This window comes from Paraburkholderia sediminicola, from assembly GCF_046026675.1.
In the GTDB taxonomy this organism is placed as follows: domain Bacteria; phylum Pseudomonadota; class Gammaproteobacteria; order Burkholderiales; family Burkholderiaceae; genus Paraburkholderia; species Paraburkholderia sediminicola_F.
Genome location: NZ_JAQQEY010000002.1, coordinates 1752955 through 1777249 on the forward strand (window position 1 = coordinate 1752955; position 24295 = coordinate 1777249).

Here is a 24295-nt window from a genome sequence, read left to right on the forward strand (position 1 = left end):
TGCAAGACGGCGGGGGAGCCGATGGCAGACCGTCTATAGCGGATGACTTCCGTGTTCGGGCAACTCAGGCTCAAAAAATATCCACTTTGCCGGCGGAAACGCGTTCTTCAGATCATTTTCGATCTGGTTGATGGTGCGCACGAGATCATCGGCACTGCCTTGCGGCCGCAGTTCAGCCTGAATTGCTACTACCAGATCGTCGGCCCACTTCAGCACGATCAGACTCACCACGCGTTGGATCTCAGACCTTTGTGCGAGCCACGCATGCATGGCTTGCCTCACGTGGTGATGAGCCGCTTCGCCTACGATCAGCGATTTGATCTCTCGCATCGAGAAAACCGCGGTGCCCATCAGGATCAGCCCGACGGCGATGCCGCCGCACGCATCGAATACCGGGCTGCCGGTCAGGACCGACAGGACGACTGCCACGAGCGACGCCACTACCCCCGCCAGCGCGGCGGCATCTTCGCCGACCGCGAGCAGCAATAGCGGCTGCCCGGTCGCGCGGAACCAGGCCCATAGTCCGGCCTTGCGGCGGGCTCGGTCAATGGTGCCGATCGATGCCTTCAACGCGCTGCCTTCGATCACGCCCGACACGCACAGCACGACTATCACCACGTACGGATGCTCGAGCGGCGAGCGATGCAGCAGCCGTACCACGCCAACCACGACCGAGGCGACGCCGCCCACCAGAAAAATCTGCAAAGCCACCAGCAGTGCATAGAAATGCGTTTCACGGCCGAAGCCGAGCGGGTGTTGCTCATCTGCACGATTACGGGCCGCCCGGTTGCCGATCAGCAGCAGAAACTGGTTCACGCAGTCGGCGCTTGAGTGGATCGCTTCGGCCAATGCCGAGCCGGAATGGGTATAGGCCGCGGCCGCGTATTTGCAAAGCGCCACCACGACGTTGGACGCCAGAGCGTAATACACGGCTCGTGGCGCGGCGCCGTTTATGTGGGCGCTCATGCGTCGACGGACCATGACGCGGCATGGCTGCTGGCGCTAACGAGCGCGCTAAGCGCGTGTTCGACCGCGTGGCTCTTCAGCGGCGCGCGCCAGCGGACCTCGAAGCGTTCTTCAAGCAGCCCGTTGCCCGCGTTCATGCGCACCCCCTTCGAGTCCACGTTGCAGCGCTGCTGTTCGAGCCGCGCGATCCATTCGCCGCGCTCGCGCGATGCCGCCGCGTATTCAACCGTCAGCCATGCGCGATGACCGCGCGGCAGGCGGCGTTCGAGCACGCCGAGCACCTCAAGCACGATCAGGCCGAGCGCGGTGCCGGCCACCGCCAGCGCGATCTGACCGCCTCCGGCACACAGTCCGATCACGGTGACGAACCACAGCGTCGCGGCGGTCGTCACCCCCACGATGAGGCCGTCCTTGCGCAGGATCGCGCCCGCACCGATGAAACCGACGCCGGACAGGATGCCAAGCGGCAAGCGCATCAAATCGAGCACAACGAACGAATTCTCCGGTTTGCCGGCCTGCGGCAGCAAGACATTCACCTGAAGCATGGCGATGCACGCGGCGAGGCAAACCAGCATTGTCGTTCGCAACCCTGCGGCCTTGCCCGATTCACCGCGGTTCAAGCCGATCGCGGTGCCGGTGACGAGCGCTACCGCGAGCCGGATTACGAAGTCTTGCCAGTCTGGGACGAGCGGCATCGGTTGCATGGTTGTGGGGCTCTCTATCAGGCGGTTGGTTGGGGTGATACTTCTGGCGACGAAGCGCCCGCCCGACGCGATCGCTGCAGGTAGGACGTATGCCGCGCGTGCCACGGCACTGGCATGGTGGAGGGCGAAGGCACGCTATGCGGCGGCACGGGCAAAGTAATGCAGGAGATCGGCGGCGGCCGGGCCAACGCTGCTTTGAAAAAGATGCGCGGTGCAATGCAGACTTTGCTCACCGCACTGGCTTGCATCGCGTGCTGCCGCGCCTACTCAGGCGCGTACTTGAATTCGGGTAACGCCTCCAGGGACTTCGTCGTTGCGTCCGGCAGGATGAGCTGCCTGCCATCGATTTGCAGATCGCTGAATGGCACCGCCACCAGATGCTTGCCCACCCCCAGAAATCCGCCTACCGACAGAATCGCAAAGACGCTGCTGTCTTTCGGCGCGACGACGAGGTCGTCCACTTTGCCGATCCTGTCTTTGTCGCGGTTATAGACGGCTGCGCCTTGGAGTCTGGATGCCCGGTATCCAGCCGAGAGCTGGACGACATCGGTCCGCCTTTCCGTAATGGATTGAGGCGCCCCTTGAGCTAGCGCACCGATGGCTAAAATCGCGCAGAGCAGTCCTGCGGAAGCAAGCGTGGTTATTCGTTGAATCATGGTTTTCACCTTCAGTCGGCAACGGCAGGTGCATATAGCAGGGCAAAACTCGTGCCGCGCGCCGCTCGACCGACAGATCGTAGTGGGGATCGGCGAATCCAGACCTGACTTTGGCCGTGACAGCGTCTGGCGCGAGTCCTTGACCGCGTGAATGGTGAGCAAAGCCGCTGCAAGGGGTTGGCACGGCGCATGCTGCCTTTGTGCAAGGCAGCCCGTTTTCGAGGGTTGCTTCCTTTGAACTCGCCGATCGATAGGAGTGGATCATGCCGCTGAAAAAAGGAACGTCGAAGGGCACGGTGTCGCACAACATCAAGACAGAGACGAAACACGGCAAGTCGCAAAAACAGGCTGTGGCGATCGCATTAAACCAAGCGCGCAAGTCGGGTGCGAAGATTCCGAAGAAGAGCGAGAAGTAATGGACGAGAGCTGCATGGCAGCATGAGTTGAGGAGCCGCTCAACGATTCGCGGCGTCGTGGGAATGCCGACCATGACCGATAACAAACACACGCGGCGCGCACCCGGTGGTGCTCGATTCGCTCCGGGCGTCGAGCGCGACCAGCAGCCTGCGACACCGGATGAGTGCCACCGTTGCGCGCTTTGGCGCAACGCGACACAAGCGGTGCCTCGCGAGGGGCCACGGCGCGGGCCCCGCTTACCGCCGCATTGGGTCTGGTCACAACGGCCGGCTCGCTCGATGCAGGAGCGACGCTACTCGTCGCGGCTGACTCTCTGGTGCCATGCAAGCGGAGGTAGACAAAGTCCGCGATCAGGTTTTCTAATTGAGGCCATGCTTGCGTGGGATCAAAAATGACGAGGCCGACTTCCGATTTCCTCAACAGTGCGACTAACCGCGGATTACAAAATCGGGCGGCGTTAGCGCATATTCTGCCTTGCAGACAGTGCGGCCCGAACGGGCCGCACTGTGGCGGGTCGGCAGTCGATATTACGGTGCGGTACTCGCCGTTATTGACCGTTTTGCAATGTATCCGGCTGCGGCGGGTTCATGGTGTTGCCGTTCGTGCTGTTCGTACCGCGTGGGTACGTCGAATTCGTGCCGTTCGGCGTCATCGTATTGGGCGAGGCGCCCGTGCCCGTACCCTGTCCGCCGCCGGTAACGGTGCCGCCGGGGCTGCCGTAGCCGCCCGTGTTCTGTGCCGGCGTGCCCGGCCGAACCATGGTGCCACCCGGGCCCGCCGTTCCACCGCCGCCGGCTCCTACACCGCCTCCGGCTGCGCTACCGCCTCCACTACCGCCTCCACCCGCGGCAGTACCGCCACCCGTTCCGGCGCCGCCGGCCTGGGCATAAGCGCCGCCGGCAAATGCCATCACCAGCGCCGAAACAATCAGTTTCCTCGTCGAGCTTTTCATCGTCGGATCCTCCAGAAATCGGGGTTAGGTTGCAGCGAGCCTGTGACAACCCGCGTACGAGTAAGGCCGCAAGGCGTGTGCCTCGCTGGATCGCCCAGCCCGGCGACAATGCGCGCAACACGTGCCGATGCTGCGCGACGCGGTGCACGCCGACCACCACGAGCCAGAGGAACCAACCACACGTCCATCACTGGTCCGAACCAGCGGCCGACCGCTGCGGTGCCGTTGAAACGCGAATAGCGCGACGAGGATCGCCAGCGCGGCCGGCCCGACGAATGGATCGAATTTCATGCTGATCTGCCGCAGGCCCTTAACTGCCGACGGCACCGAAACCGCCGGCGTCACCATCGAATCGCCATAGAACATTGCGGCGCCGAACAGTCCGATCCTGACGAAATTGCCAGTTGCATTTTCGGAGGGGAACGCCGAGAAGCGTGAGCCGCTGCCGAGCTGGATGCTATCGACATGGCCGTGCAGGTCGAACTTCGGATACGCATCGACTTCGACGCTTAGCTTGTCGCCCGGACGCATTCGCTCGAGTTGCGATTCCTTGAAGTTGGCGGTGATCCAGATCTGCGGCGTCTGATCGCGGGAAGCGCGGGCGGACCGGTCCTCAGGTTGCTTACGATCCTGCTCGTCGTGCGAGGGGGCGCTCTGATCTGGCATTGGGATTCGTCCCGAAGAGTACGACCGGACATTGCGCCGGCCACGGCCCGCGGCGCACCGACGTCCAGCAAACGAGGTGCCCGCTCTGGAGCGGCCAAGGCCCGCGTGGCTTGTGTCAGCAGGCATATCCGAACCTGCGCGCGGTTTGCTCCGTCTGGCAACAGCCGGCGAGTGCGGTCCGTTTTTTGCTAATCGTCGTCCACACGCAGGACGTCCACCTTCCGGGTGGCCGGCCGCGAAACCAGGACTCACAGAGACGGGACGGATGCGGATACGGCAACAGTTCACGATGGCGTTGCGCGGCTGCGTTGCAATGCGCACGTGTGCCGCGTCGGTCTGGCTTGCCGCGACATCCGCCGCCGCGCAACCGGCGCCTGGCATCGCGCCTCTCAATTACTTCCTGCATGCGGCCGGCCCTGCTGCGGTGCCCACCATGCAGCTGGGCTGGATGCTTACGGCGCTGGCGGTCGCGGTGTCGTCGCTGGTGGCGGTGCTGTTGTTTATCGCCATCGCGCGACGCCGGCCGCATGCCGACCCGGCCGCGCTCCATGCGGATAGCGGCGGGCTTGCCTGGATCTATATCGGCACCGGCGTGTCGTCGGTCGTGTTGCTCATGTCGCTTGTTTATGCGCTGATGACCCTCGAAACCGTCGCCGCACCCGCGCGGCAGCCAAACCTGACGATTACTGTCACTGCGTACGACTGGTGGTGGAAGGTGACCTATAGCGACGCGCCGGACCCGGCGTGCAACTTCGTGACCGCCAATGAAATCCATATTCCGGTCGGCGAGCCGGTGAAGATCGAACTGCGGAGCGCCGATGTGATTCACGCGTTCTGGGTGCCGCAACTGGCCGGCAAAACGCAGACGATTCCCGGTCAGATCAACCAACAATGGATCGAGGCCGACCAGCCCGGCACCTATCGCGGCCAGTGTTCGCAGTTCTGCGGCGCGCAGCATGCTCACATGGCGTTCGAGGTGGTCGCGCAAAGCGCCCAGGATTTCGATGCGTGGCGCCGCGCTCAGGGGCAGGCCGCGCAACCTGTGAGCAGCGCCGATGCAGCCGCGGGGCAGCGGCTCTTCGGCGAGCGCTGTGCGGGGTGTCACACGGTGCGCGGCACCGATGCACTGGGCGCCCAGGCCCCTGATCTGACGCATCTGGACTCGCGTCGCCTGCTGGCCGCGGGGGCGCTCACCAACACGCCCGCGCATCGGATCGACTGGATCCAGCACGCGCAACGGATCAAGCCGGACTCGCTGATGCCGTCCATTGCCTTGACCGCAGCGGATGCCGCTGCGCTGTCCGCGTATCTGTCCACGCTGCACTGACGAAGGAGCCCAGCCGATGCCCGATACCACCGTGTCTTCAACGCAACCCGAGGCGTTGAGCCTGTCGCGCACGCTGCGCGTCGGCCGCATCGAACCGGGTAGCGCGGAGGAGGCGCGCTTGCGGGAACTGTGGGAAGCGCGGCCAGGCTGGCGCGGCTGGTTCTCGACGGTCGATCACAAAACTATCGGCCTGCGCTATCTGTTGACGGCCTTTCTGTTCCTGCTGGCGGGCGGCATTGAAGCGCTGCTGATGCGCTTACAACTGGCGCGGCCCAACTCGACGCTGCTGACGCCCGAACAGTACAACCAGCTCTTCACGATGCATGGCGTGACGATGATTTTCCTGTATGCGCTGCCTGTGCTTTCCGGTTTCTCGAACTATCTTTGGCCATTGATTCTCGGCGCGCGCGATATGGCATTTCCGCGCCTCAATGCGTTTTCTTACTGGGTGTTTGTATTCGCGGGCCTGTTTCTCTATGCGAGCTTTCCGCTTGGCGAAGCGCCGAATGCGGGCTGGTTCAACTACGTGCCGCTATCCGGGCTGGAATACGACAACGGACCCAACATCGACGTGTATGCGCTCGGGATGGTGCTGCTCGGCATTTCGACCACCGTCGGCTCAATCAACTTCGTCGTCACGCTGCTGCGGATGCGTGCGCCGGGCATGTCGCTCGACCGGCTGCCGGTGCTGGTGTGGGGCACGTTGACCGCATCGGGCGCCAACCTGCTGGCAGTGCCGTCGGTGAGCCTGGCTTTTTTTCTGCTGTGGCTGGACCGGCGCGTGGGCACACATTTTTTCGACGTGCTCAACGGCGGGCGGCCTTTGCTCTGGCAGCACCTGTTCTGGATTTTCGCGCACCCATGGGTCTATGCGGTCGTGCTGCCGGCGATGGGCATCGTTTCTGATGCGTTGCCGGTGTTCTGCCGCAGACCGCTGGTCGGTTACGGGCCGGTGGCGCTCTCCACGGTGGCGACCATGCTGGTCGGGTTTGTCGTGTGGATCCATCATATGTTTGCGACCGGTATCCAGGCGCTCGCGCTGTCATTTTTCGGTGCGGCCAGCATGGTGATCGCGGTGCCTAGCGCGGTCGCAACGTTCGCATGGATCGCGACGATCTGGACGGGCAGGCCGGTTATGCGCGTGCCGTTCCTGTTCTTCGCCGGTTTTGTGTTGCTGTTCGTGGTGGGCGGCGTGTCGGGTGTGATGACGGCCGCCGTGCCACTCGACTGGCAACTGACCGATACGTATTTCGTGGTCGCGCATCTGCACTACGTGCTACTTGGCATCAACGTATTTCCGGTGATTGGCGGCATCTATTTCTGGTTTCCGAAATTCACCGGGCGGATGATGAGCGAGCGGCTTGGCAAGCTTGGTTTCTGGGTGATGTTCGTTGGCTTTAACGCCGCGTTCTTTCCAATGCACATCGCCGGGCTGCTCGGCATGCCGAGGCGCATCTATACGTATCCGGCCGACATGGGCTGGAACACCGTGAATCTGGTGACTTCGCTCGGGTCGTTCGTGTTCGCGTCCGGCGTGCTGATTTTCCTTGTCGATCTGCTTTACAGCGTCAAACGCGGTGCCATCGCGGGCGATAACCCGTGGGATGCGCCGACGCTCGAATGGGCCGTTTCGTCGCCGCCGCCGCCGTATAACTTCGCGGTGGTGCCGTTTGTCGCGAGCCGTCATCCACTGTGGGAAGGGCGGATGGAAGAGGGCTCGGGGGGCGGGGCGCCGCGCCGCCGCTCGACGCTCGACGAGGGCTTCCTGCTGGGCGAAGGCCGCGAGGCGCTTGGCACTACGGCGCTCGAAGGCAAGCCGGATGTGATCCTGAAGATGCCCTGCGATTCGTACGCACCATTCTGGCTCGGCCTGTTCGCGACGCTCGTGTTTGCCGGACTCGCGCTACGCGCCGGGTTCTTTACGGCGGCGGCGCTGCTCGCTTGCGCAATAACCATCGTGGTGTGGTTGTGGCCCGAACGCGCGCTGATCCAGCGCGAGCCACAGACCGTGACCGACGCAGGAGACTGACATGGACGAGGTCACCACACGTCACGAGTACACCTTGCCGGTTGGGAGTGCCGGCGAGCGCTCCGGCGGATGGTGGGGCTGCCTCACGCTGATCGTCACCGAAGGAGCGCTGTTCGGTTATCTGATCTTTTCGTATCTGTACCTTGCGGCGCAAACGGGTCAGCAATGGCCGCCGGAGGGGCTGCCCAAGCTCGGCCTCGGGATTCTGAATACCGGCCTCCTGTTGTCGAGCAGCGGCTTTGTCTGGTTCTGCGAGCGCTGCGTGCGGCGCCGGCGGCTGCGCTGGGGCATTGCCTCGATGGGTGTGGCGGTCTTGCTCGGCATCACGTTCATCGGCATCCAGTCTCGCGAATGGCATGGCCATCCATATGGATTGACCGCGCAGCTGTACAGCTCGCTATACTTTACGATCACCGGGTTTCATATGGTGCACGTCGCGGTGGGAGTCGTCGTACTGTTTCTGCTGTTGCTATGGACGGCGTTTGGCTACTTCGACGAGCGGCGGTGCGTGGCGCTGACGATCGGCGGACTGTACTGGCACTTCGTCGATGCGGTGTGGTTGTTTATCTTCGCCACGTTGTATCTGACGCCGTATCTGTTCAGGCAAGCGTCATGAGTCCCACCAGAACCAACGCGCCGTCAGCAGCGCAGGCTTCCACATCTGCTGTTATGCCGCGCCTACGCGGTTCGCACGCGCGGACCGCCACCGATATCGCGGTGCTGATTGTCTCGCCATGCAGGTGGCGAAGATGAGCGCGCGCAAATCCGTACACCGGCCAACGACTCGGGAGCGCTTCAATCGCCGGCGTCTGCTTGCCGTGCTGGCGGCGGGTTGCGTCACGGTTTTCGTGGGGACGCTGGCGGCGTCAGCGGCGCTTCACGCGGCCCAACCGGGGGTGCCGTTTGCAAGCGCCACGCAAGCCGCGCCGGACACAACACTGATTGCCCGTGGCGCGTATCTGGCGAAAGCCGCCGATTGCGCGGGTTGTCATACCGCAGCGCCCGCCGGCGGCCACCCGGGCCACGAGGTGCCGCCTGTTCCCTTCGCCGGTGGCCTGGGCATGGCCTCGCCGTTTGGCACGATCTACTCGTCCAACATTACACCGGATCCCGTCAGTGGAATCGGCCGCTATACCTATGACGACTTCACCCGCGCGTTGCGCGAAGGGATTGCGCCTGGTGGCAAGCGGCTCTATCCGGCAATGCCGTTTCCGTCTTTCGCGAAGATCAACGACGACGACATGCACGCGCTTTACGCGTACTTCATGCATGGCGTCAAACCCGTCGCACAATCGGCGCCGCAAACGCGGCTGCCTTTTCCGTTCAGCCAGCGCTGGGCGCTGATGTTCTGGGACTGGGCGTTCGTGCCGAGCGGACAATACGCGTCACAACCCGGGCACGACGCACAGTGGAATCGGGGGGCCTACCTCGTGCAATCGCTCGGCCACTGCGGCGCGTGCCATACGCCGCGCGGTCCGGCTTATGAGGAGCGCGGCTACGATGACGATGCGCATCTTTACCTGACAGGCGGCACCAACGATCACTGGTTCGCGCCGAATCTCACCGGCGACCCGGGTTCGGGTCTTGGACGCGTGCCGGCGCAGGACATTGCAGCGTTCCTGAGAAGCGGGCACGGCGGGGGTCTCGTTACCTTCGGCAGCATGGTTCAGGTTGTCGAAGACAGCACGCAGTATCTGAGCGACGACGATCTGGCTGCCGTCGCCGCGTACCTGAAGAGCTTGCGGCCGCGCGAGCCGGCTGGGCTCTACGACATGCATTCGCGCGCGGCGCAGCAAACTGTGCAGGCGCTGCGTACTGGCGACGTCGAGCGGCCGGGTGCCGGTATTTTCCAGAGCTATTGCGCACGTTGTCATCAGGCGGATGGGTTAGGCGTCGTGCAGAAGTATCCGCGCCTCGCGGGCAATCCCGCAGTGCTTGCGCCGCAGACCACGTCGCTCGTGCGTCTGCTGGTCGAGGGCGGCGCGAGCCCGCACACGGAGAACGGGCCGCTCTCGCGCAAGATGCCGTCCTTCGCGGATCAGCTGACCAGCGAGGAAATGGCCCAGGTGTTGACGTTTATCCGCAATACGTGGGGCAACGCGGCGTCGCCTGTTACGACGCGCGATGTGGCAAGCGTGCGCAGCGCCATTCATAAATAGCGTGGGCACATGGGTTGCTGACAGCGAAGTCAATCTCGATGCCGACCACGGGCCCATCATCACTGGCCGTGTACCTGTTATCCGAACCACTCGCCACGTTTGGTGACGACAGGTTGCGAATGCCGCCGAAGCAGTGGCCGTTTGTATTCGAACAGATTCGCTATGGACGAAAGGAGCCAGACGATAGTCTGGCTCCTCCGCGAGCAGAATGAGCCGCGCGAAAGCATGTCCGATTTCGATGTTTTCGACGAGCAGGGAGTTCCAACGCATGACCGACAAAACGGGCGATCCACGTGCGCAGCGACGGAGGCTAGGGGAATGGCTTCCGCGCAACGAAGCCCATCTGGCGCGATACAGAACCGAACTTGCGGTGAAAGCGCGCGAGCGCGCGGCCCACGTGCCTCGCACGAGTGCCGTCGAGGAACTGGCGACGCTGATCCACGGTGACCCGGTGCTGCGAATGGACATGACGCGGGCTATCGCCCAGGCGCGGGATGCGGGATACATGCTCGGCTATGCGTCGATTGACGAACTGATGGTCGTCTTCGACTACCTGATGACCTATTCACCTCCGTTCAGCAAAACGAGCCTGATTCATTGCCCCTTGAACGCCATGCTGGACTGGCCGATGTGCATGCCGTCCGGCTATGCGCTGTTCCGCGATCCCGTACTCAACGCGCAACTCAAGCGTGTCCTGAACTGCTGGTGTGGTTTTCTGAGCGGGCCCCATTCACGCGAACATCTGAACACTTCGCCCCCAAACGGCTGGTTCAGTGCGGAAGCCGACAAGAAGATCGGGCTATTGCAATTCCTCTGCGATCCCCACGAACCGTATTGGGGATTTGCTTCGTGGAACGACTTTTTTACGCGCCAGTTTCGCCCGGGAGTACGGCCTGTTGATGAGCCGGATAACCCAAAGGTCATCGTAAGCCCGTGTGAGGCCGCACCCTACAACATCCAGCATGACGTCAAGCTTCACGACACGTTCTGGATCAAGTCGCAGCCTTACTCATTGCAAGACATGTTCACGTCGGGCCAATCCGACATAACGCGACGTTTTGCCGGCGGTTCGGTGTATCAGGCTTTTCTGAGCGCATTCAATTATCACCGCTGGCACGCGCCGGTGAGTGGCTTGATTTTAAAAGCATATGCGGTAGATGGCAGCTATTACTCGGATGCGGACTCGGAAGGCGAAGACCCAGGCGGACTTAATGACTCGCAAGGCTATATCACGGCGGTTGCCGCTCGCGCGGTGATCGTGATCGAGTGCGACGACCCAGCGATTGGGCGGGTCGGCTGCGTGTTCGTCGGCATGGCGGACGTGTCGTCCTGCGTGATCGAGGCGTTACCCGGGCAGCACGTCAGCAAGGGAGATGAACTGGGCTTCTTCCAGTACGGCGGCTCCTCCTGTTGCGTGGTTTTCGAGCCCGGCGCTGTTAGCTGCTTCATTCCACAACCGCCGTTTGACGATAATGCCTTACCGGTGAAGGTGAACACGCGTATCGCCATTGCACGTTAAGCAGATGCGCACCAGTAAGGACTAGCTGTGTGCGTAGTGTGATGGCATGTCTCTGTGTGGCGAGCCGTTACAGCTCCAACTGCAACTCGTGAGTCTCTGAGCGAAAGGAGACGGTTATGCCGCTGAAAAAAGGAACGTCGAAGGGCACTTTGTCGCACAACGTCAAGACAAAGACGAAACATGGTAAGCCGCAAAAACAGGCTGTAGCCATCGCATTGAACCAGGCGCGCAAATCCGGCGCGAAGATTCCGAAGAAGAGCGACAAGTAAGCGCTGGTGCGCGGTCCACGGAGTCCGCGAAGGAGGGTGTGGTGATGACAAGGAGCGAGTCAGACGAACAAACCGGCGGATGCGCGTGTGGCTCGGTGCGATTCCGGGTAAGCGCGCAACCCAGGCGCGTCTCGATATGCCACTGCATGACGTGTCGGCGAGTACATGGGAGCGCGTTCGGCGGCTATGCAATGTTCGAGCGTGGCGCAGTGGAATTTTCCGGCGCTACGCAGATGTGGCAGAGCTCACCGGGAGCACGAAGGTATTTTTGCCCGACGTGTGGATCGGTCGCGTTTATGGAGTACCTCGATAGCGACGAACTGGATCTCCCGTTGGGCGCCTTCGACCGGGTCGGCCTTTATGAACCGACCTACGAGCTTTGGTGCTGCCACAAGGAGCCATGGTTGCCGGCCGATGTGCGGGTCGAATATAACGAAAACAGACCGGCGCCGCCTGATCAATGAATGCAGTGCTGCTCCATGACGCTGACTCTATGGGCGTCGTCGGGCTGCATGCGCTCCGCTGGCGTGATAGAGCAGCGGCCCGACCCCGGCGTCTGCGTCTGGGCCGGCATGATCTTCCTCCTCTACAGGTTAGGCATATGGGCGTCGCAGCAAGGGGCGTTACATTGGTCGTATTGCCACCGGCAGACGACAACGCACGAAATCCGATGCAGTGCGGTTCGGCGCGTAAAGAATGCCGGCGGGTTTGCAATTGTTTCGTATGAACAAAAAAGGAAGATTGACGAACGGTTTTTACACGCACTCTTGCGACTGCAGAAGGATGTATGTTTCGCGCTGCGTCGTGGGTGAATCGCCGACGAACAGGAGCGTGGCTGCGTTGCACGTGGTCGGCGTCCGCGCGGCTAGCCGTCTTCGCCGACTTCAGTGGGATCGGGCAACTCGGGCAGATTGTGGCTGTCGTCGGGCGGTGCCGGTTGTGCGTGATCGTCTTCCGATGCAGGTGTGCTGGAGACCCCGTCGGGTATCGGCGTGATTTGCATCATTCTCTCCATAAAGATCGTTACGCACGAAGCCGATGCACGCCGCGTGCCAATGTTCTACATGCCCGGCGTCGTCGCTTTTCCCGCGCGCGTTCGCGTGGCGTAGACCTTGCTTGATCACCGATGACAGCGGGCAACAGTTGCGCTGTGAGCGGCAAGTGCCGCATTCGCCGACGGAGACTTCGATGAAGTCGATGCCGATTTGCAGTAGGGCGGTCGGCGCTAAACGCCTCATGACCAGGCAAACGCCGGAGTAGCAGTTCCAGCAAGTTGGGGCTGCTCCGGCTGTATCGGTGCTAGCGATGCATGCGGCCCGGCTCTCGCCAAGGCGAGAATGAACGCATGCGCTTGCATCGCAGGAGATGCAGTCATGGACTCAAGAATCCATTACCAGATGAATACCTGCGGCGGCGATTTCACGCATGTCAGAGAATGCTTCCGCGACTGGAAATCGCAGCCGCTCGTGTATCGCTGGAACCAGCAGATGTTCCAGGGAAAACAGGAGGTGCGTCCTCTGTCGGGACGTGTGTTCAACAACGGCGAGGTTGCGCATCGGGCACTCGAGCGCATGTGCGGACCGGGCGATCCCTATGCGCTCGCCGCCGAGATTCGCGACGGCGAGCGCGACGTGTGGCTAGTGATGGCAGCGTTCGAAGAAGAATCCTGAGGCAACCTGTGCGCCTCGTCTTCTTTGCTCGCGGCCGGTGGTCGGCGTGTTCTACGAACCTGCGCGCGGGTTGCGCAACGGCTGCCTTGCGCACCGCGCGCGACTTGTTCAGCAACGTTGTCAGCGATTCTTCGATGCCTGTGTTCTCGTCGATGGGATGGCAACGATAGGCTACGCTTACGGGCTGATGAATTTGAAGGCGAGGACTGCCGCGGCGGCGTTCGGCCTGCGTCGACGCTGCAGATCCTCTGCAAGCAGTTTCTGAAAGAGTGTTCCTTCCTGTTCGCCGTACAGTTCGCGAAATTCGCCGAGAACTTCAGCGATAGCGCTGTCTCGCGTTTCCGGACTCAAAGTGCTGCTGATGTATGAACAACCTCGTGCCAGTTCAAGCACGTACACCGCGCGAGCATCCACCATGGTGGCACCACCTGTATTTCCTCGTGGCATGAGGTCCCTCAATCTTTTTTTTGTACGCGTGCATGCACGGCCGGGCGTACAGCTGGACTGAGTCGCAATGAGCGGCGAATGTTAGTGTGGAATTAATTTACCCCAGGGGGCTGAAGGAAAACTTAAGAAGCGTTAAATCTGGCTGGAGCCTTCGCCGGTATGTCGTCCCGCCGCGTCGATGAATCAGCCTTCGTGCTGGCGAGGTTATCGTCGCGCGCGTTCGCTAAACCTCCAGGAATGAACTACCGACTTCGGGGTCGGCTGCGCGGGCAGCACGCAGGCCGTCGACGCCGCAATACCGTACCGTTATAGATCATCCGTGCCATAGGAACCCGAGAACCGCGAGCGCAAGCGCAACGCCGATGCCGCCCGACCCCGATCATCGCGACACCGGCCAGACAGACGATCGATCGCACGAATTCGCTGGGCCGTAGTCGATAAAGCCGCCACACGCCGCACGCCTCGAGCGGACCGAGACAGGCGGCGATAACGACCGGGGCAAGTGCCGCCTGCGGTGTGTTAAGCGGCACCATCGATCGAATCGCGCGTGTCGCGGTCCGCGGCCATCCTGTAGCAAAAAAGTGGGAACTTCTGCGAACCGCGCCTTGTCCACGAAGCTCGCAGCCGCCTGATCGGGCGGCACGAACCGCGAGGAGGATGCATCGATGGAAAAAGGACGTATTGCCGCGCTCGATGTCGGTCGGGCGCTCGCGATCGTCGGTGTCGTTGCCGTACACCTGTCGTTCCAGTTTCCCAATCTGCCGCACAGCGTCACGCTGCTGGCCCGCATGGGCCAATACGGCGTGCAGCTGTTCTTCGTAATCAGCGCGGTCACGATCTTCATGACGCTTGAAGCGGATCACGGACGTTGCACCTGCGCACGGCACGTCACATTGCGTTTCTATATCAAGCGTTTCTTTCGCATTGCCCCAATGTATTACGCCGCGATCGCCGTGTATGGACTGATCAGTTTCGGCGCGACATGGTCAGGCTACGAACCCTCATGGGTGCTCGGCGCCCACGGTGCAACGGATATCCTGCTCAATGTGCTGTTTCTGCATGCGCTGTCGCCGACCGCGATCAACAACGTGGTGCCGGGAGGATGGTCGATCGGTGTTGAGATGCTGTTCTATCTGATCGCGCCACTGCTGTTTTTTGTCGCGATGAACCGCACGCGATTGCTGATCGCGACAGCGTTGCTGCTGGCACTGTCGGTCATCGCGTTGTCGATCGGCGACTGTCACGGCACGCTCGACTGTCATGTGACGAACAACTCGTTCGGCTATTTCTGGCCGCCGGTGCAGGGGCCATGCTTCATCGTGGGAATGTGGGCGTGGTACGCGTTCCGCTCGCATCTGACGGGCACATCCAGCGTGACGCGGCGCACGGCGTGGCTGTTTTTTTCGCTCGCATCAGGTTTCGCACTCGCGACGGCGGCGCTCGGCGTGTGGCTCTCGAAAGCACATGAACTCGCGCCGGTCTTCGCCGCGTGCAGTGCAGTCGCGTTTCTGTTATTCGTCTCGCGCAGCCGCCCAGCGCGGGACGACGCGACCCGCAGCGCGTACATCAGCCGCTGTGCCGACGCGCTGGGCCGCGAAAGCTACGGTATCTACCTGTGGCACTTCATCTGCGTCTACGCGACGTTGCACTTTTTCGAGGGCGCGTTCGGGCAGAGCGACCGGGCGACGTCGCTTGTGCTCTTCGTCGCGACAGTGCTGGTAGTGCTCACCGCGTCGTATGCCTTCTCGCGCGTCTCGGAGCGGATGATTCAGGGACGCGCAACGCGCCTGTCACGCAGCATCCTCGCCCATGTTGACCGGCGTTTTCACCGGAGTGGCCAAGCGTGACGATCCCGACGAGGTGTGCATGATGCTGCGCGGCGACCCCTATCCGCTCTGGAGACAGTCGATCAGCACGGCGCCGAATTACGACGGGCCGCCCAGGTGCGCCTTGGCCCGTGGGATGCGTTGCGCTTCAGCCTCATGTACAGGTTCGCCGCCACGATACCGAAGACGATGTGAACGAGCAGGCTGGCCCAGTTGCGCGCGCTTCTGCGAACCACGACCGTCTGACCCCTACGAAGGTTGTAGAACCTCTGCAAGGTCATCGAGCGACAACGGCTTGGTGAGATGGCCGTCAAAAACCCGTTCGTCACTCTGGAGTCTGCCGGCGTAGCCCGTCAATGCCACGAGCTTCGTCAGCGAGCACTGCGCCCGCAGACGAAGCAACTGTGCAAGTGCAATGCCATCCATGTCGGGCATGCTGATATCAATCAGGGCAACGTCCGGCGTGAAAGACTCCACGATCCGAAGTGCGTCGGGTCCGCTCTGTGCCCGTTTCACTTCGTGTCCGTTCAGTTCCAGCAACGTGCCCAGTGCTTCCGTGGCGTCCGCGCTGTCGTCGACAAGGAGGATGCGCATTGGCGTCATCGTGTGCCTCGCGGTCATGGCGCTTTGCCCGTCCTTTCGCAGACAATCGGGAGGTGCAGGGTGACTTCCGTCCCCTGGCCTTCACCGGCGCTCGCAATCGTGACGGTGCCGTTGTGTGCCGCCACCAGATGCTTCACGACAGCCAGTCCAATTCCGAGTCCACCTTCTGCATGCCGGCGAGCCGATGCCGACTGGGCAAACATGTCAAAGACGTGTGGCAGCAGTGAAGATGAAATGCCAGCGCCGTTGTCTCTGATGCCCGTCCTACCTAAACGCGGCACCTGAATTGGCAACGGTACTTCTAGTCGATGACGATCCGAATATTCTGCGCCCGCTTCAACTGCTGGTGGAGCGTGAGGGATATCGCGTGCTGACTGCGCAGAACGGCGAGGCGGCACAGGCGGTCGCCGTCATCGAGAGCCCCAATCTCATTGTGACCGATTGGATGATGCCGCGCGTCGATGGCATTGAGCTGTGTCGGCGGTTGAAGGGTGACATCGCAACGGCCGGCATTCCTGTGATCATGCTGTCGGCCGCGCTGCCACCCCATCCGGAGGAGCCGTTATGGGACGTACTTCTATTGAAGCCTGCCCCGATAGGTCGACTGATAAAGACGATTCACAACCTTCTCGACGAACCTCCTCTGGACGCACAAGGTCGGCCGAGCGGGCAGTAAATAGGCGGGTATCCCGTTCGCTATGCGAGTGGAGATCACGATGGTCAGCACATTGATGAAAATTCTTCTCATCGTTGTCATTGCAGCTTCGTGTAGCGGATGCTCGCGCAAGGACGACAGCGGAATCACTGTTCCGGGTGGACATGACAGCAACGGTAACGGCGCGTCATCGCCGAGGGTGGGCGTGAATTCCTGAGTTATTCAGGCGGCGATCCGGCGAGCTCGACGTACGTGTACGCGAGGCATCCGTCAGGTAACGGAATACCGGAGGAAACGCCCGTGAGGCCGTTTGACTGGGAGTAACGGATCGAAGAGATCGAACTGGGGCTGGCAGGGCTTTTCGCCTCGTCAAAGGTGCCGTCGGTGCAATCTTACGAGGAAAAAGATGTGATCGCGTTCATGGTTAAGATCCTCCCTCTCGAACTCATCGCGTGCGAACCGCCATCTCAAACCGGCCTGTTGGCACCAAACCATTTGACGTACCCACGGGAGTCCAGACCGTAGGCACAGGTTATGCGCGCATACGATGACGGTTGGAGTCAACCCTATGCAACTCAAGGAGGGCGACATGAACACCCATGCAGGGCAGTCTCAAGACGAGCGGATCGCCGCACGAAAGCATAAGAAGCAGAAGGCGCAAGAACAATCGGGCGGGTCAATGGCCGTTGAAGGGACGGAGCCCGATGCTACGCATAGCAGTGGCGAACTCTCCGAAGAAGGAAAGGCAGTGTGGCGCAAAGGCGCAGGGATCGATGGGGGCGGGAAGAGCACATGACCGAACAGGAACGCATGCGCCACATGGAACGAGACGCGACACGAATCGCCCAGGGCGACGAATGGTTTTCAAACCGGTCGTAGAAATTTCAACGCGTGTTATAGCTGTCCGGTGCCAGCAGATCGGGCATGGGTTTCTCCTTCCAGATGATGAGTTCTGCCGACATTGCCAGAAGAGGCCGCCAAAGACGTGGCGGTCGTATTGCTCAATAACATGAAGACCATGGTGGCGATGACACTGGACAAGTCTGCCCCGTCGAGCCCCGGGGGGGCTGCCGAGCTGCGCTTGATGAACCGGTTTTACCTTGCGAATAAGCTGGCTAGCCACGAACGACCCTTGATCGGGGCGAGCGTGCAGCCATCCAAGGCAGGTCAGGAGGAGTGATCGCTTTGTGAAGATTCGAATGACGGTTGAGGGTTGCGCCGCGCAAACTATCCGTGCTCAGCGCAGTTTCTAGGGGCGCGGGACCCGGCCCCCATTCTTAGTGAAATTTTCGTCCTTTCCATGGCGGGGGATTGACTCCAGAATTGCCTTCTTTTCAACGGATCGGAATCCCCCTCGTTGGCGCAAACTGACATCGTGCCAATCGCGCAGGGAGCCTGAGATGTCTTTCCGCCACCACAAAAGTGGTCAGTTCGAAGTTGACCTGCCGGACGTATCTATGTCCGATTGGAACAGTCCATCGCCGTACACCGACGCGGGCATGATGCGCGACCTGCACCTCGCGTCGGAGTCCGTGTTGCGCCTCGCGACTCAGACTCACAACGCCGTCGCACGTGGCGAAACGGCGGCTGCGGAAGCCGCGCGCGTGTCGCTCGAAAAGCAGTTGGCACTCACCACGCGCCTGATTGATGAGCTATTGCTCAATGGTACCGACCAACCTACGGCACATTGACTGGCCGTCAGGCCAGACGGAACTAATCGCAGTATCGAACTTCTGAAGACTGAAATGAATGCCTTGACCGTAATTCTCTGCATTTGGACGATGGTAGCTATCTGCGCGATCCTCTTCATCCGCGGCGCCAGTCCGCGCGTTGAGCGCACCGCCAAATCGCCGCAACGCCGCCCGGCGCGATTTTCAATCGCAGAGTAACAGCGATCAAGGGTTCGAAGACGCAGTAGATTCCCTCTACGGCGAAATCCGCGCGATGCCCCCTTCATTCGACTGTAGTATGTCCGACCACGTAGGTTCCGCACGGACACGAGGATCAAGCCATGCGGTTCGTTCATAAAGTCAGATCCCTTGAAAGGGGAATAGCCTTTCGGGACGCGTCCGAGAAACGGCTATTTTGGCGGAGCTCGGCTATCAGCGTGCGTCCTCTCGCCGTCTGCGTGCAGGTTTTTGGAATCGTCGGCTGGATGCTATCCCGGGTTTTCGCGAACCCTGGCGCTACGTTTGACAGAACCTGTACGACCGTCGCATTGAGTGGGATGCTCTTCGGGGCAGCAACGACGTTTTTTGCCCGTAGCGTGTCCATTAACTCAATAGGATGCTTCGTTTGTGCCGCGTCAATAGCATTCGGTTTTCACAGTAATGCTGGCGGAACGTCGAATCCTGAATTCTGGATCATGCCTATGGGTATTTTGATTACAGTAGGTATGGCGCCGGTGTTCGCTGATTACTATAGTTATATTGCTAGCGCGATTGCTGTCTGGTTCATTATTTCGTATGACAGGGTCGACTCTGTAATAAAGTCGCCGGATTCCAGCTGGATAATTCTTTCTATCGTCTCTGGAATCTCGCTGGGCTTGTTGCTCAATTGGCTCTTTGTGCGAGAGAGAAAAAAGACATTCCTCGTTCAGAGAGAGTTGATCAAGCTTGCGTTTAAAGACGCTCTGACGGGAATTGATAATCGGCGAAGCCTGATGGAGGCAATGCAGGATTATCATGCTCGCGCCGCGGCGAACCATTTCTATTTCCTGGTCATCGATATAGACGACTTCAAACGCATCAACGATACCTCGGGCCATGACGTCGGAGACGAGGTCCTGGTGGCGGTAGCCGCCATCATCGAACGACACGCGCAGGCGCATGCTCGTGGCCGCCTTGGGGGCGAGGAATTCGGCGTCGTGTTTGCGGGGGAAGAAGACGCAGCGTGCGCCTTGGCGAAGCAGCTTTGTGAGAGTGTCGCGAAACTACGTATTTCAACTCATGTCGTTACGATCAGCATTGGCATATCCAGATTGAGCGAGGCGATGAGCCTCACCGAAATTTTCAAAGTCGCCGATCAAGGTCTTTACGAGGCTAAGCGGCATGGAAAAAATCGCTATGTTTTGGTTCCCTGACGCAGTTAGGTGCCCATTCGACGTCAGGGGTAACGCTTGGCGCAAATGTGTTTCGATGCCAGTTGAACTAGGCCCATGAGCGTCTGCGACGTACGAAGGTCCCTCCAGGGTCGACTGCAGAAGTTCGACGCAAGCCCGGGTTTGATCAAGCCACTTCGACATCCAACTTCCAGGTTCGGCGAAAGTCGGCCATTCGATACCAGCACTGTCTGCCCAACTACTGTATCCGTTCCTCCATGGGCAACCGTTCCCATGCGGTGTCCAGCTTCGAAGACGTCCGGCTGTAGACGTTGGTGCCGATGTACTTCGCGTAAGCGCTCCTACTTCCATCGCCCGCGTGACTCGAGCCACCACCAGCTTGACCACGCGCGCGATTCAGTACGCGTAATGCGTCAAGGCGCGACTGCAGGTGCGTTGGTTGGCTTTTGACCGGCGGCTTTCTGTTGGGCGTTCTGGAGATTCTGCGGATAGTTCGTTTGATTCCCCGCCGGACTGTACCCGTTCTTTTCCAGCTTGCTGAGCTCGGCGTTTTTCTTCGCGCGGCGCGCCTTGCGGTCGGCCTTCTTTTGCGCCTTCATCTCTTGCTTCGACATAGCACTATCGGAGGCGCCTGCGTCGGTTATCGCTGCATGAGCTTGCAACATCGGAAGTGAGAGGAGACTCAAAGCCATACCCGCTGAAACAACAAAAACAGACAGTTGCTTGAACTTCATACGTATCTCCGTATGGGTGCGTTAGGCAACTGCGATGGCTCAGAGCAGTGTCACGTTATACGGCATCGTGGACAACGGTATCGCATACGAGACTAATCAACCGAAGGGGCATGTATTCGGTGCGCAAAGTGGAGGCTGGGCGCAATCGAGATTCGGTCTCAAAGGCAGTGAGGACCTCGGCGGCGGCACTCATGCAATCTTCACGCTCGAGTCCCGACTGAATACCATGAACGGTACTTTCGCGAACGGAAGTTTCTTCGAGGGACAGGCGACCGTAGGCCTGCAGAATGACACCTGGGGTCAAATCAAGTTCGGCAACATGGGCTCGGCTGAGATAAGTCAATACTCGGGCGACGTCGACCCACAGCAAACAAAGAAGTATGCGATTGGAACGCTGGTGCGCGGCCGCATCTTTTCGCAGGCAGCGAACGGCGCGGAGTATCTGTCGCCGACGATCGGCGGTTTTACCCTGCAAGGTCAATATGATTTGACGAATTCGTCGACGTGGAACGCCGGAAACCCTGGAAGCGCGCCTGGTCAACTCGGTACTTCTAGTGGACTCGGCAGCTCGCAGGGCCGCTCAGACGGTATCAAACTCTCCTACGCGAATAAGGGCCTTTTCTGGCTGGCGACCTATGACGAGGTTCGCGACGGAAATGGTCAATTCAGCAACGTGTATCTTGCTTCCCGCTCGATTCTCACGGGCTTGACGTACGCATTCGGTCCTGTGGCGGGATACGTTGGCTACCAGCACCTGATCGCTCTGAACGCATCGAATGCGGGCTATTTCGGCACGGCAACCCCGTCAGGGTTGCCGGCGGGAACGGGCCTCCCGACAGCCGTCAATCATGAGTGGATTGGCGCGATCTGGCAGACGACGCCCGCGCTTGCTATCACCGGCGCCGTCTATCATGCAAATGCAAACAACGGGAACGCAACCCTCTACACGTTGGGTGCGAACTATTCGTTGCCCAGGCGAACGCTCCTGTACACGGAACTGGCGTACGTTCGAAACAGTTCGTCGTCTAACATCGGCCTCGACAGTGGTCTGTATGGCGCGAATATCAACAACGACCTGGTCAACGGAAGCACCTCGAGCACCAACCCCGACTATGGCAAAGCCAGTTTGGCGTTATTGCAGGGTTGGCGACGACATTCTGATGCTGTCGATAGGTCCGAGCGGCGACTTTCTCTCGGACCTGTCGGGCGCTGCGTCTGCGCTTATGAGCGGTCGAATCAATCGCGGAAACGACTGGCGATGTGGTCCGGAATATTTTCTGGCGTCACGACCACGACCGCAGAGGATGACGCGACAGATGATGCTGGCAGGAGCTTGTGAAAGTGCATGACGTGATGACACGCGGAGCGCATGTCCTGTCGGAGGTCATGATGCAAGATTGCCTGAATCCTTCCAGCGCGTAGAAGCTGCACGTTATCCTTGTCCAGGTCGTGACCGATGAAGCAGACCGGAGCTTGCCGCTGCGCTTCCAGCGCGCGAAGAATCGCGACGTTACCTCCTCCCATGGAGTACACGGCAGCGATGTCAGTACCATCGTTGAGAGCGCTGCGGACGCGCCCTTCAGTGGGCAAATCAAGGCCATGACCGCCGCTTGCATCAATCAGTCTGAGTCGGGGGTGGTGCTTGCGCAGTGCTCGACGAAAGCTTATCTCGCGCTCTTCTTCGCCCCGAAAATGCTCGTCGCTCATCGTTATCAACACATTAGCCGGCTGAGGGCCCAGCAATAGGCCCAGAAGGTAAGCCGCCGTGGCCCCAGCGACGCGATTGTCGAGTCCGGCGTAGGCGATGCGGCCCGACAGCGGTATGTCGGTGAAGACAGTGACGACCGGAATGCCGTGATGCTGGAGCTCGCGGACCACCTCGGCAATCTCGGGAACGTCGCGGGCCTTCAGGAAAACACCATGGCTGCCTCTTCGGGCGATAGATCGAAGGGCATCCACGACTTCGGGAGTCGTCATCGTCTCCCGCAACAGGAAGCGCGGACGAACAACCGCCGGGTGCATCAACGCGAGTTCCGCTTCGAGCGCATTCTTTATCTCGTCGCTGAACCGCGCCGGTGCTTCTACTACCACGTCGACCATGAGCTTGCGCCCGGTGTTCGCCAGGTTTAGCTCCTGTTTCTCAAGTTCTTTTATCGCCTGCTCAACCCGATTGCGAGTGTGCTCCCGGACGTTTGCGCGTCCGTTCAGCACCCTATCAACAGTTGCCACTCCAAGGCCTGCCTGAAGGGCAATTTCCTTGATCAAGAAGCGGTGAGCCAAACCGACCCTCCTTTGTTGATAGTTTTTTGATGTGTTTATGATAATTCGATTTGTGCTTTGCGAGCTATCCTACATTCAAAATAGGAGGCACGTATGGACGAGCGACGCGAAGACTATCTCGCTGAGAGAACCAATTGGTATCGCGAAAGCGACTGCAGCTTGCGTGATTTCGTGACAGCGCTCAACGCGGGAGGGGAGCGAGGGCTACGCTACGCGGTAACGTCGGTTCAATCGATTCCTGTATACGAATGCAGCGACCTGGAAGAAGTGGGCTCGTCTGAAACAGAACGGCTTCAGCTGCTCTCAGAGTGGGCCGGGGTTCTGCGAGATGGCGCGGGCGTCTTTGTGCTCAAGCGCGCTTTTGCCGACCCCGGGTGCGTGGATGAGGCGACGGCCATCTTCGAATCGATTATTGAAGACGAGAAGAAATCCGGCTCGAAGGCTGACCATTTCGCAAAATCAGGCGCGAACGACCGTATCTGGAACGCGCAGGAAAAACTCTGCCTTGCGGCGCCTGAGGTCTTCGCCAGATACTTTTCGAACTCCTGGCTGACGGCGGCTGCCGAGGCGTGGCTTGGCCCGTGCTTTCAGGTTACGTCCCAGGTCAATGTGGTCAGACCCGGCGGAGAGGCACAGCAGGCCCATCGTGACTACCATCTGGGCTTTCAGTCAGCGGAGGTGGCAGCGTCTTTTCCAGCGCACGTGCATGGGATGTCGCCTTTTCTCACGCTGCAAGGGGCCGTTGCGCACAGCGACATGCCTGTTGAGAGCGGCCCAACCAAACTCCTGCCTTACTCGCAGCGATACGCTCAAGGCTATGTCGCCTGGCGTAGGCCTGATTTCAGGGAGTATTTCGAGAACAATTTCGTCCAGATGCCCCTTGCCAAGGGCGATGCCATCTTCTTCAATCCGGCGCTATTTCACGCAGCCGGCTCGAATCGAACGAGCCACGTTCAGCGCATGGCAAACCTGCTTCAAATCTCGTCGGCTTACGGTCGGGCGATGGAGGCGGTTGATCGAACGCGCATGTCCGAGACCCTCTACCCAGTCCTTCGGGACAGGTTTAAGACCGGCAAGATAACCGAACTCGAGGCGCTGTCGGTGATTGCCTCGTGCGCCGAAGGCTATTCGTTCCCGACAAACCTTGACAGGGATCCGCCCGCGGGGGGGCTCGCGCCGGAGAGCCAAGGCCAGATGATGCGCCGAGCGCTTCGGGAGGACTGGGAGCCGGCCGAGTTTACGCGAGCCCTCGCAAAGCATGCCTGGCGTCAGGGGAATGGCAAATCCGGAAAATTGATGGATTATTGATGTGTTTTTGTGAATAAATGATGGAGCCGCGACTCTATCATGGTGCC

The 24295-nt window shown here is 60.4% G+C and carries 26 protein-coding genes and 1 pseudogene; 16 read left to right on the forward strand and 11 right to left on the reverse strand.

Translation table 11 applies throughout. From position 1 onward, the window contains the following. Positions 1–33: 33 nt before the first annotated feature. The 3 genes from PQQ86_RS27520 to PQQ86_RS27530 all read right to left on the reverse strand — a co-directional run bounded on the left by PQQ86_RS27520 (position 34) and on the right by PQQ86_RS27530 (position 2326). Positions 34–966: a cation diffusion facilitator family transporter gene (locus tag PQQ86_RS27520; RefSeq protein WP_408274117.1), complete on the reverse strand. Its 933-nt coding sequence runs from the start codon at positions 964–966 to the stop codon at positions 34–36. After that, complete coding sequence (locus tag PQQ86_RS27525) at positions 963–1670, reverse strand: MgtC/SapB family protein (RefSeq protein WP_408274119.1); 708 nt, start codon at positions 1668–1670, stop codon at positions 963–965. The genes PQQ86_RS27520 and PQQ86_RS27525 overlap by 4 nt, the downstream gene beginning before the upstream one ends. A 263-nt stretch (positions 1671–1933) precedes the next feature. Next, the gene (locus tag PQQ86_RS27530) at positions 1934–2326 is read right to left on the reverse strand and encodes a PRC-barrel domain-containing protein (protein WP_408279375.1); all 393 of its coding nucleotides are present in this window, start codon (positions 2324–2326) and stop codon (positions 1934–1936) included. A 263-nt stretch (positions 2327–2589) separates the two neighbouring features. Here PQQ86_RS27530 and PQQ86_RS27535 point away from each other — a divergent pair, with 263 nt between their 5' ends. After that, positions 2590–2742 carry a DUF6496 domain-containing protein gene (locus PQQ86_RS27535; RefSeq protein WP_408274122.1) on the forward strand — a complete coding sequence of 51 codons (153 nt, stop codon included), beginning with the start codon at positions 2590–2592 and terminating at the stop codon, positions 2740–2742. A 548-nt stretch (positions 2743–3290) separates the two neighbouring features. Here PQQ86_RS27535 and PQQ86_RS27540 read toward each other — a convergent pair. Together PQQ86_RS27540 and PQQ86_RS27545 are read right to left on the reverse strand one after the other, a co-directional pair. Further along, entirely contained in the window at positions 3291–3695 is a 405-nt protein-coding gene (locus PQQ86_RS27540; protein WP_408274125.1) for a hypothetical protein, read from the reverse strand. A 24-nt stretch (positions 3696–3719) separates the two neighbouring features. Continuing rightward, positions 3720–4366: pseudogene (locus PQQ86_RS27545) on the reverse strand (KUP/HAK/KT family potassium transporter); the annotation flags it as partial. Between the two features lie 284 nt (positions 4367–4650). Between PQQ86_RS27545 and coxB the strand changes: the two are divergent. The 7 genes from coxB to PQQ86_RS27580 all read left to right on the forward strand — a co-directional run bounded on the left by coxB (position 4651) and on the right by PQQ86_RS27580 (position 12128). Further along, positions 4651–5688 (forward strand): cytochrome c oxidase subunit II, encoded by a 1038-nt coding sequence (coxB, locus tag PQQ86_RS27550; protein ID WP_408279376.1) that lies wholly within the window; start codon positions 4651–4653, stop codon positions 5686–5688. Positions 5689–5704: 16 nt separating this feature from the next. Next, positions 5705–7717 carry a cytochrome c oxidase subunit I gene (gene ctaD / locus PQQ86_RS27555; protein ID WP_408274127.1) on the forward strand — a complete coding sequence of 671 codons (2013 nt, stop codon included), beginning with the start codon at positions 5705–5707 and terminating at the stop codon, positions 7715–7717. Between the two features lies 1 nt (position 7718). Continuing rightward, positions 7719–8333, forward strand: a complete 615-nt coding sequence (locus tag PQQ86_RS27560; protein ID WP_408274129.1) for a cytochrome c oxidase subunit 3 — start codon at positions 7719–7721, stop codon at positions 8331–8333. Positions 8334–8466: 133 nt separating this feature from the next. Next, positions 8467–9876, forward strand: coding sequence for a c-type cytochrome (locus tag PQQ86_RS27565; RefSeq protein ID WP_408274132.1), 1410 nt, complete (start codon positions 8467–8469; stop codon positions 9874–9876). A 268-nt stretch (positions 9877–10144) separates the two neighbouring features. After that, positions 10145–11395, forward strand: coding sequence for a phosphatidylserine decarboxylase family protein (locus PQQ86_RS27570; RefSeq protein ID WP_408274134.1), 1251 nt, complete (start codon positions 10145–10147; stop codon positions 11393–11395). A 116-nt stretch (positions 11396–11511) separates the two neighbouring features. Continuing rightward, positions 11512–11664 carry a DUF6496 domain-containing protein gene (locus PQQ86_RS27575; RefSeq protein ID WP_408274137.1) on the forward strand — a complete coding sequence of 51 codons (153 nt, stop codon included), beginning with the start codon at positions 11512–11514 and terminating at the stop codon, positions 11662–11664. A gap of 44 nt (positions 11665–11708) precedes the next feature. Further along, complete coding sequence (locus tag PQQ86_RS27580; RefSeq protein ID WP_408274140.1) at positions 11709–12128, forward strand: GFA family protein; 420 nt, start codon at positions 11709–11711, stop codon at positions 12126–12128. A 401-nt stretch (positions 12129–12529) separates the two neighbouring features. On the opposite strand, the gene PQQ86_RS27585 is transcribed toward PQQ86_RS27580, so the two are convergent. Beyond that, a complete protein-coding gene (locus tag PQQ86_RS27585) occupies positions 12530–12670 on the reverse strand; it encodes a hypothetical protein (protein ID WP_408274141.1) in 141 nt (46 codons plus the stop codon). A 367-nt stretch (positions 12671–13037) separates the two neighbouring features. Between PQQ86_RS27585 and PQQ86_RS27590 the strand changes: the two genes are divergently transcribed. After that, on the forward strand, positions 13038–13334 hold the full coding sequence (locus PQQ86_RS27590; protein WP_408274143.1) for a hypothetical protein: 297 nt from the start codon (positions 13038–13040) through the stop codon (positions 13332–13334). A gap of 177 nt (positions 13335–13511) precedes the next feature. On the opposite strand, the gene PQQ86_RS27595 is transcribed toward PQQ86_RS27590, so the two are convergent. Next, positions 13512–13781, reverse strand: a complete 270-nt coding sequence (locus PQQ86_RS27595; RefSeq protein WP_408274146.1) for a hypothetical protein — start codon at positions 13779–13781, stop codon at positions 13512–13514. Positions 13782–14446: 665 nt separating this feature from the next. Here PQQ86_RS27595 and PQQ86_RS27600 point away from each other — a divergent pair. Beyond that, positions 14447–15628: an acyltransferase family protein gene (locus tag PQQ86_RS27600; protein WP_408274149.1), complete on the forward strand. Its 1182-nt coding sequence runs from the start codon at positions 14447–14449 to the stop codon at positions 15626–15628. A 228-nt stretch (positions 15629–15856) separates the two neighbouring features. Here PQQ86_RS27600 and PQQ86_RS27605 read toward each other — a convergent pair whose 3' ends face one another. Then, positions 15857–16201, reverse strand: a complete 345-nt coding sequence (locus tag PQQ86_RS27605) for a response regulator (RefSeq protein WP_408274152.1) — start codon at positions 16199–16201, stop codon at positions 15857–15859. A gap of 23 nt (positions 16202–16224) precedes the next feature. Further along, a complete protein-coding gene (locus PQQ86_RS27610; RefSeq protein WP_408274155.1) occupies positions 16225–16413 on the reverse strand; it encodes an ATP-binding protein in 189 nt (62 codons plus the stop codon). Positions 16414–16496: 83 nt separating this feature from the next. Here PQQ86_RS27610 and PQQ86_RS27615 point away from each other — a divergent pair, with 83 nt between their 5' ends. The 4 genes from PQQ86_RS27615 to PQQ86_RS27630 all read left to right on the forward strand — a co-directional run bounded on the left by PQQ86_RS27615 (position 16497) and on the right by PQQ86_RS27630 (position 19947). Next, positions 16497–16886: a response regulator gene (locus tag PQQ86_RS27615; RefSeq protein WP_408274158.1), complete on the forward strand. Its 390-nt coding sequence runs from the start codon at positions 16497–16499 to the stop codon at positions 16884–16886. A gap of 547 nt (positions 16887–17433) precedes the next feature. After that, the gene (locus PQQ86_RS27620; RefSeq protein WP_408274161.1) at positions 17434–17661 is read left to right on the forward strand and encodes a hypothetical protein; all 228 of its coding nucleotides are present in this window, start codon (positions 17434–17436) and stop codon (positions 17659–17661) included. 661 nt (positions 17662–18322) lie between these two features. After that, complete coding sequence (locus PQQ86_RS27625; RefSeq protein ID WP_408274164.1) at positions 18323–18556, forward strand: hypothetical protein; 234 nt, start codon at positions 18323–18325, stop codon at positions 18554–18556. Positions 18557–19236: 680 nt separating this feature from the next. Then, a complete protein-coding gene (locus PQQ86_RS27630) occupies positions 19237–19947 on the forward strand; it encodes a GGDEF domain-containing protein (protein ID WP_408274167.1) in 711 nt (236 codons plus the stop codon). A gap of 392 nt (positions 19948–20339) precedes the next feature. On the opposite strand, the gene PQQ86_RS27635 is transcribed toward PQQ86_RS27630, so the two are convergent. Further along, positions 20340–20660, reverse strand: a complete 321-nt coding sequence (locus tag PQQ86_RS27635; RefSeq protein ID WP_408274170.1) for a hypothetical protein — start codon at positions 20658–20660, stop codon at positions 20340–20342. Between the two features lie 34 nt (positions 20661–20694). Here PQQ86_RS27635 and PQQ86_RS27640 point away from each other — a divergent pair, with 34 nt between their 5' ends. Beyond that, positions 20695–21999 (forward strand): porin, encoded by a 1305-nt coding sequence (locus PQQ86_RS27640; RefSeq protein WP_408274173.1) that lies wholly within the window; start codon positions 20695–20697, stop codon positions 21997–21999. Here the strand turns inward: PQQ86_RS27640 and PQQ86_RS27645 are convergent. Further along, positions 21897–22940, reverse strand: coding sequence for a LacI family DNA-binding transcriptional regulator (locus tag PQQ86_RS27645; RefSeq protein WP_408274176.1), 1044 nt, complete (start codon positions 22938–22940; stop codon positions 21897–21899). The two genes, PQQ86_RS27640 and PQQ86_RS27645, sit on opposite strands and share 103 nt — an antisense overlap. 93 nt (positions 22941–23033) lie before the next feature. Between PQQ86_RS27645 and PQQ86_RS27650 the strand changes: the two genes are divergently transcribed. After that, positions 23034–24248, forward strand: a complete 1215-nt coding sequence (locus PQQ86_RS27650) for a phytanoyl-CoA dioxygenase family protein (protein ID WP_408274179.1) — start codon at positions 23034–23036, stop codon at positions 24246–24248. The last annotated feature ends 47 nt before the right edge of the window (positions 24249–24295 follow it).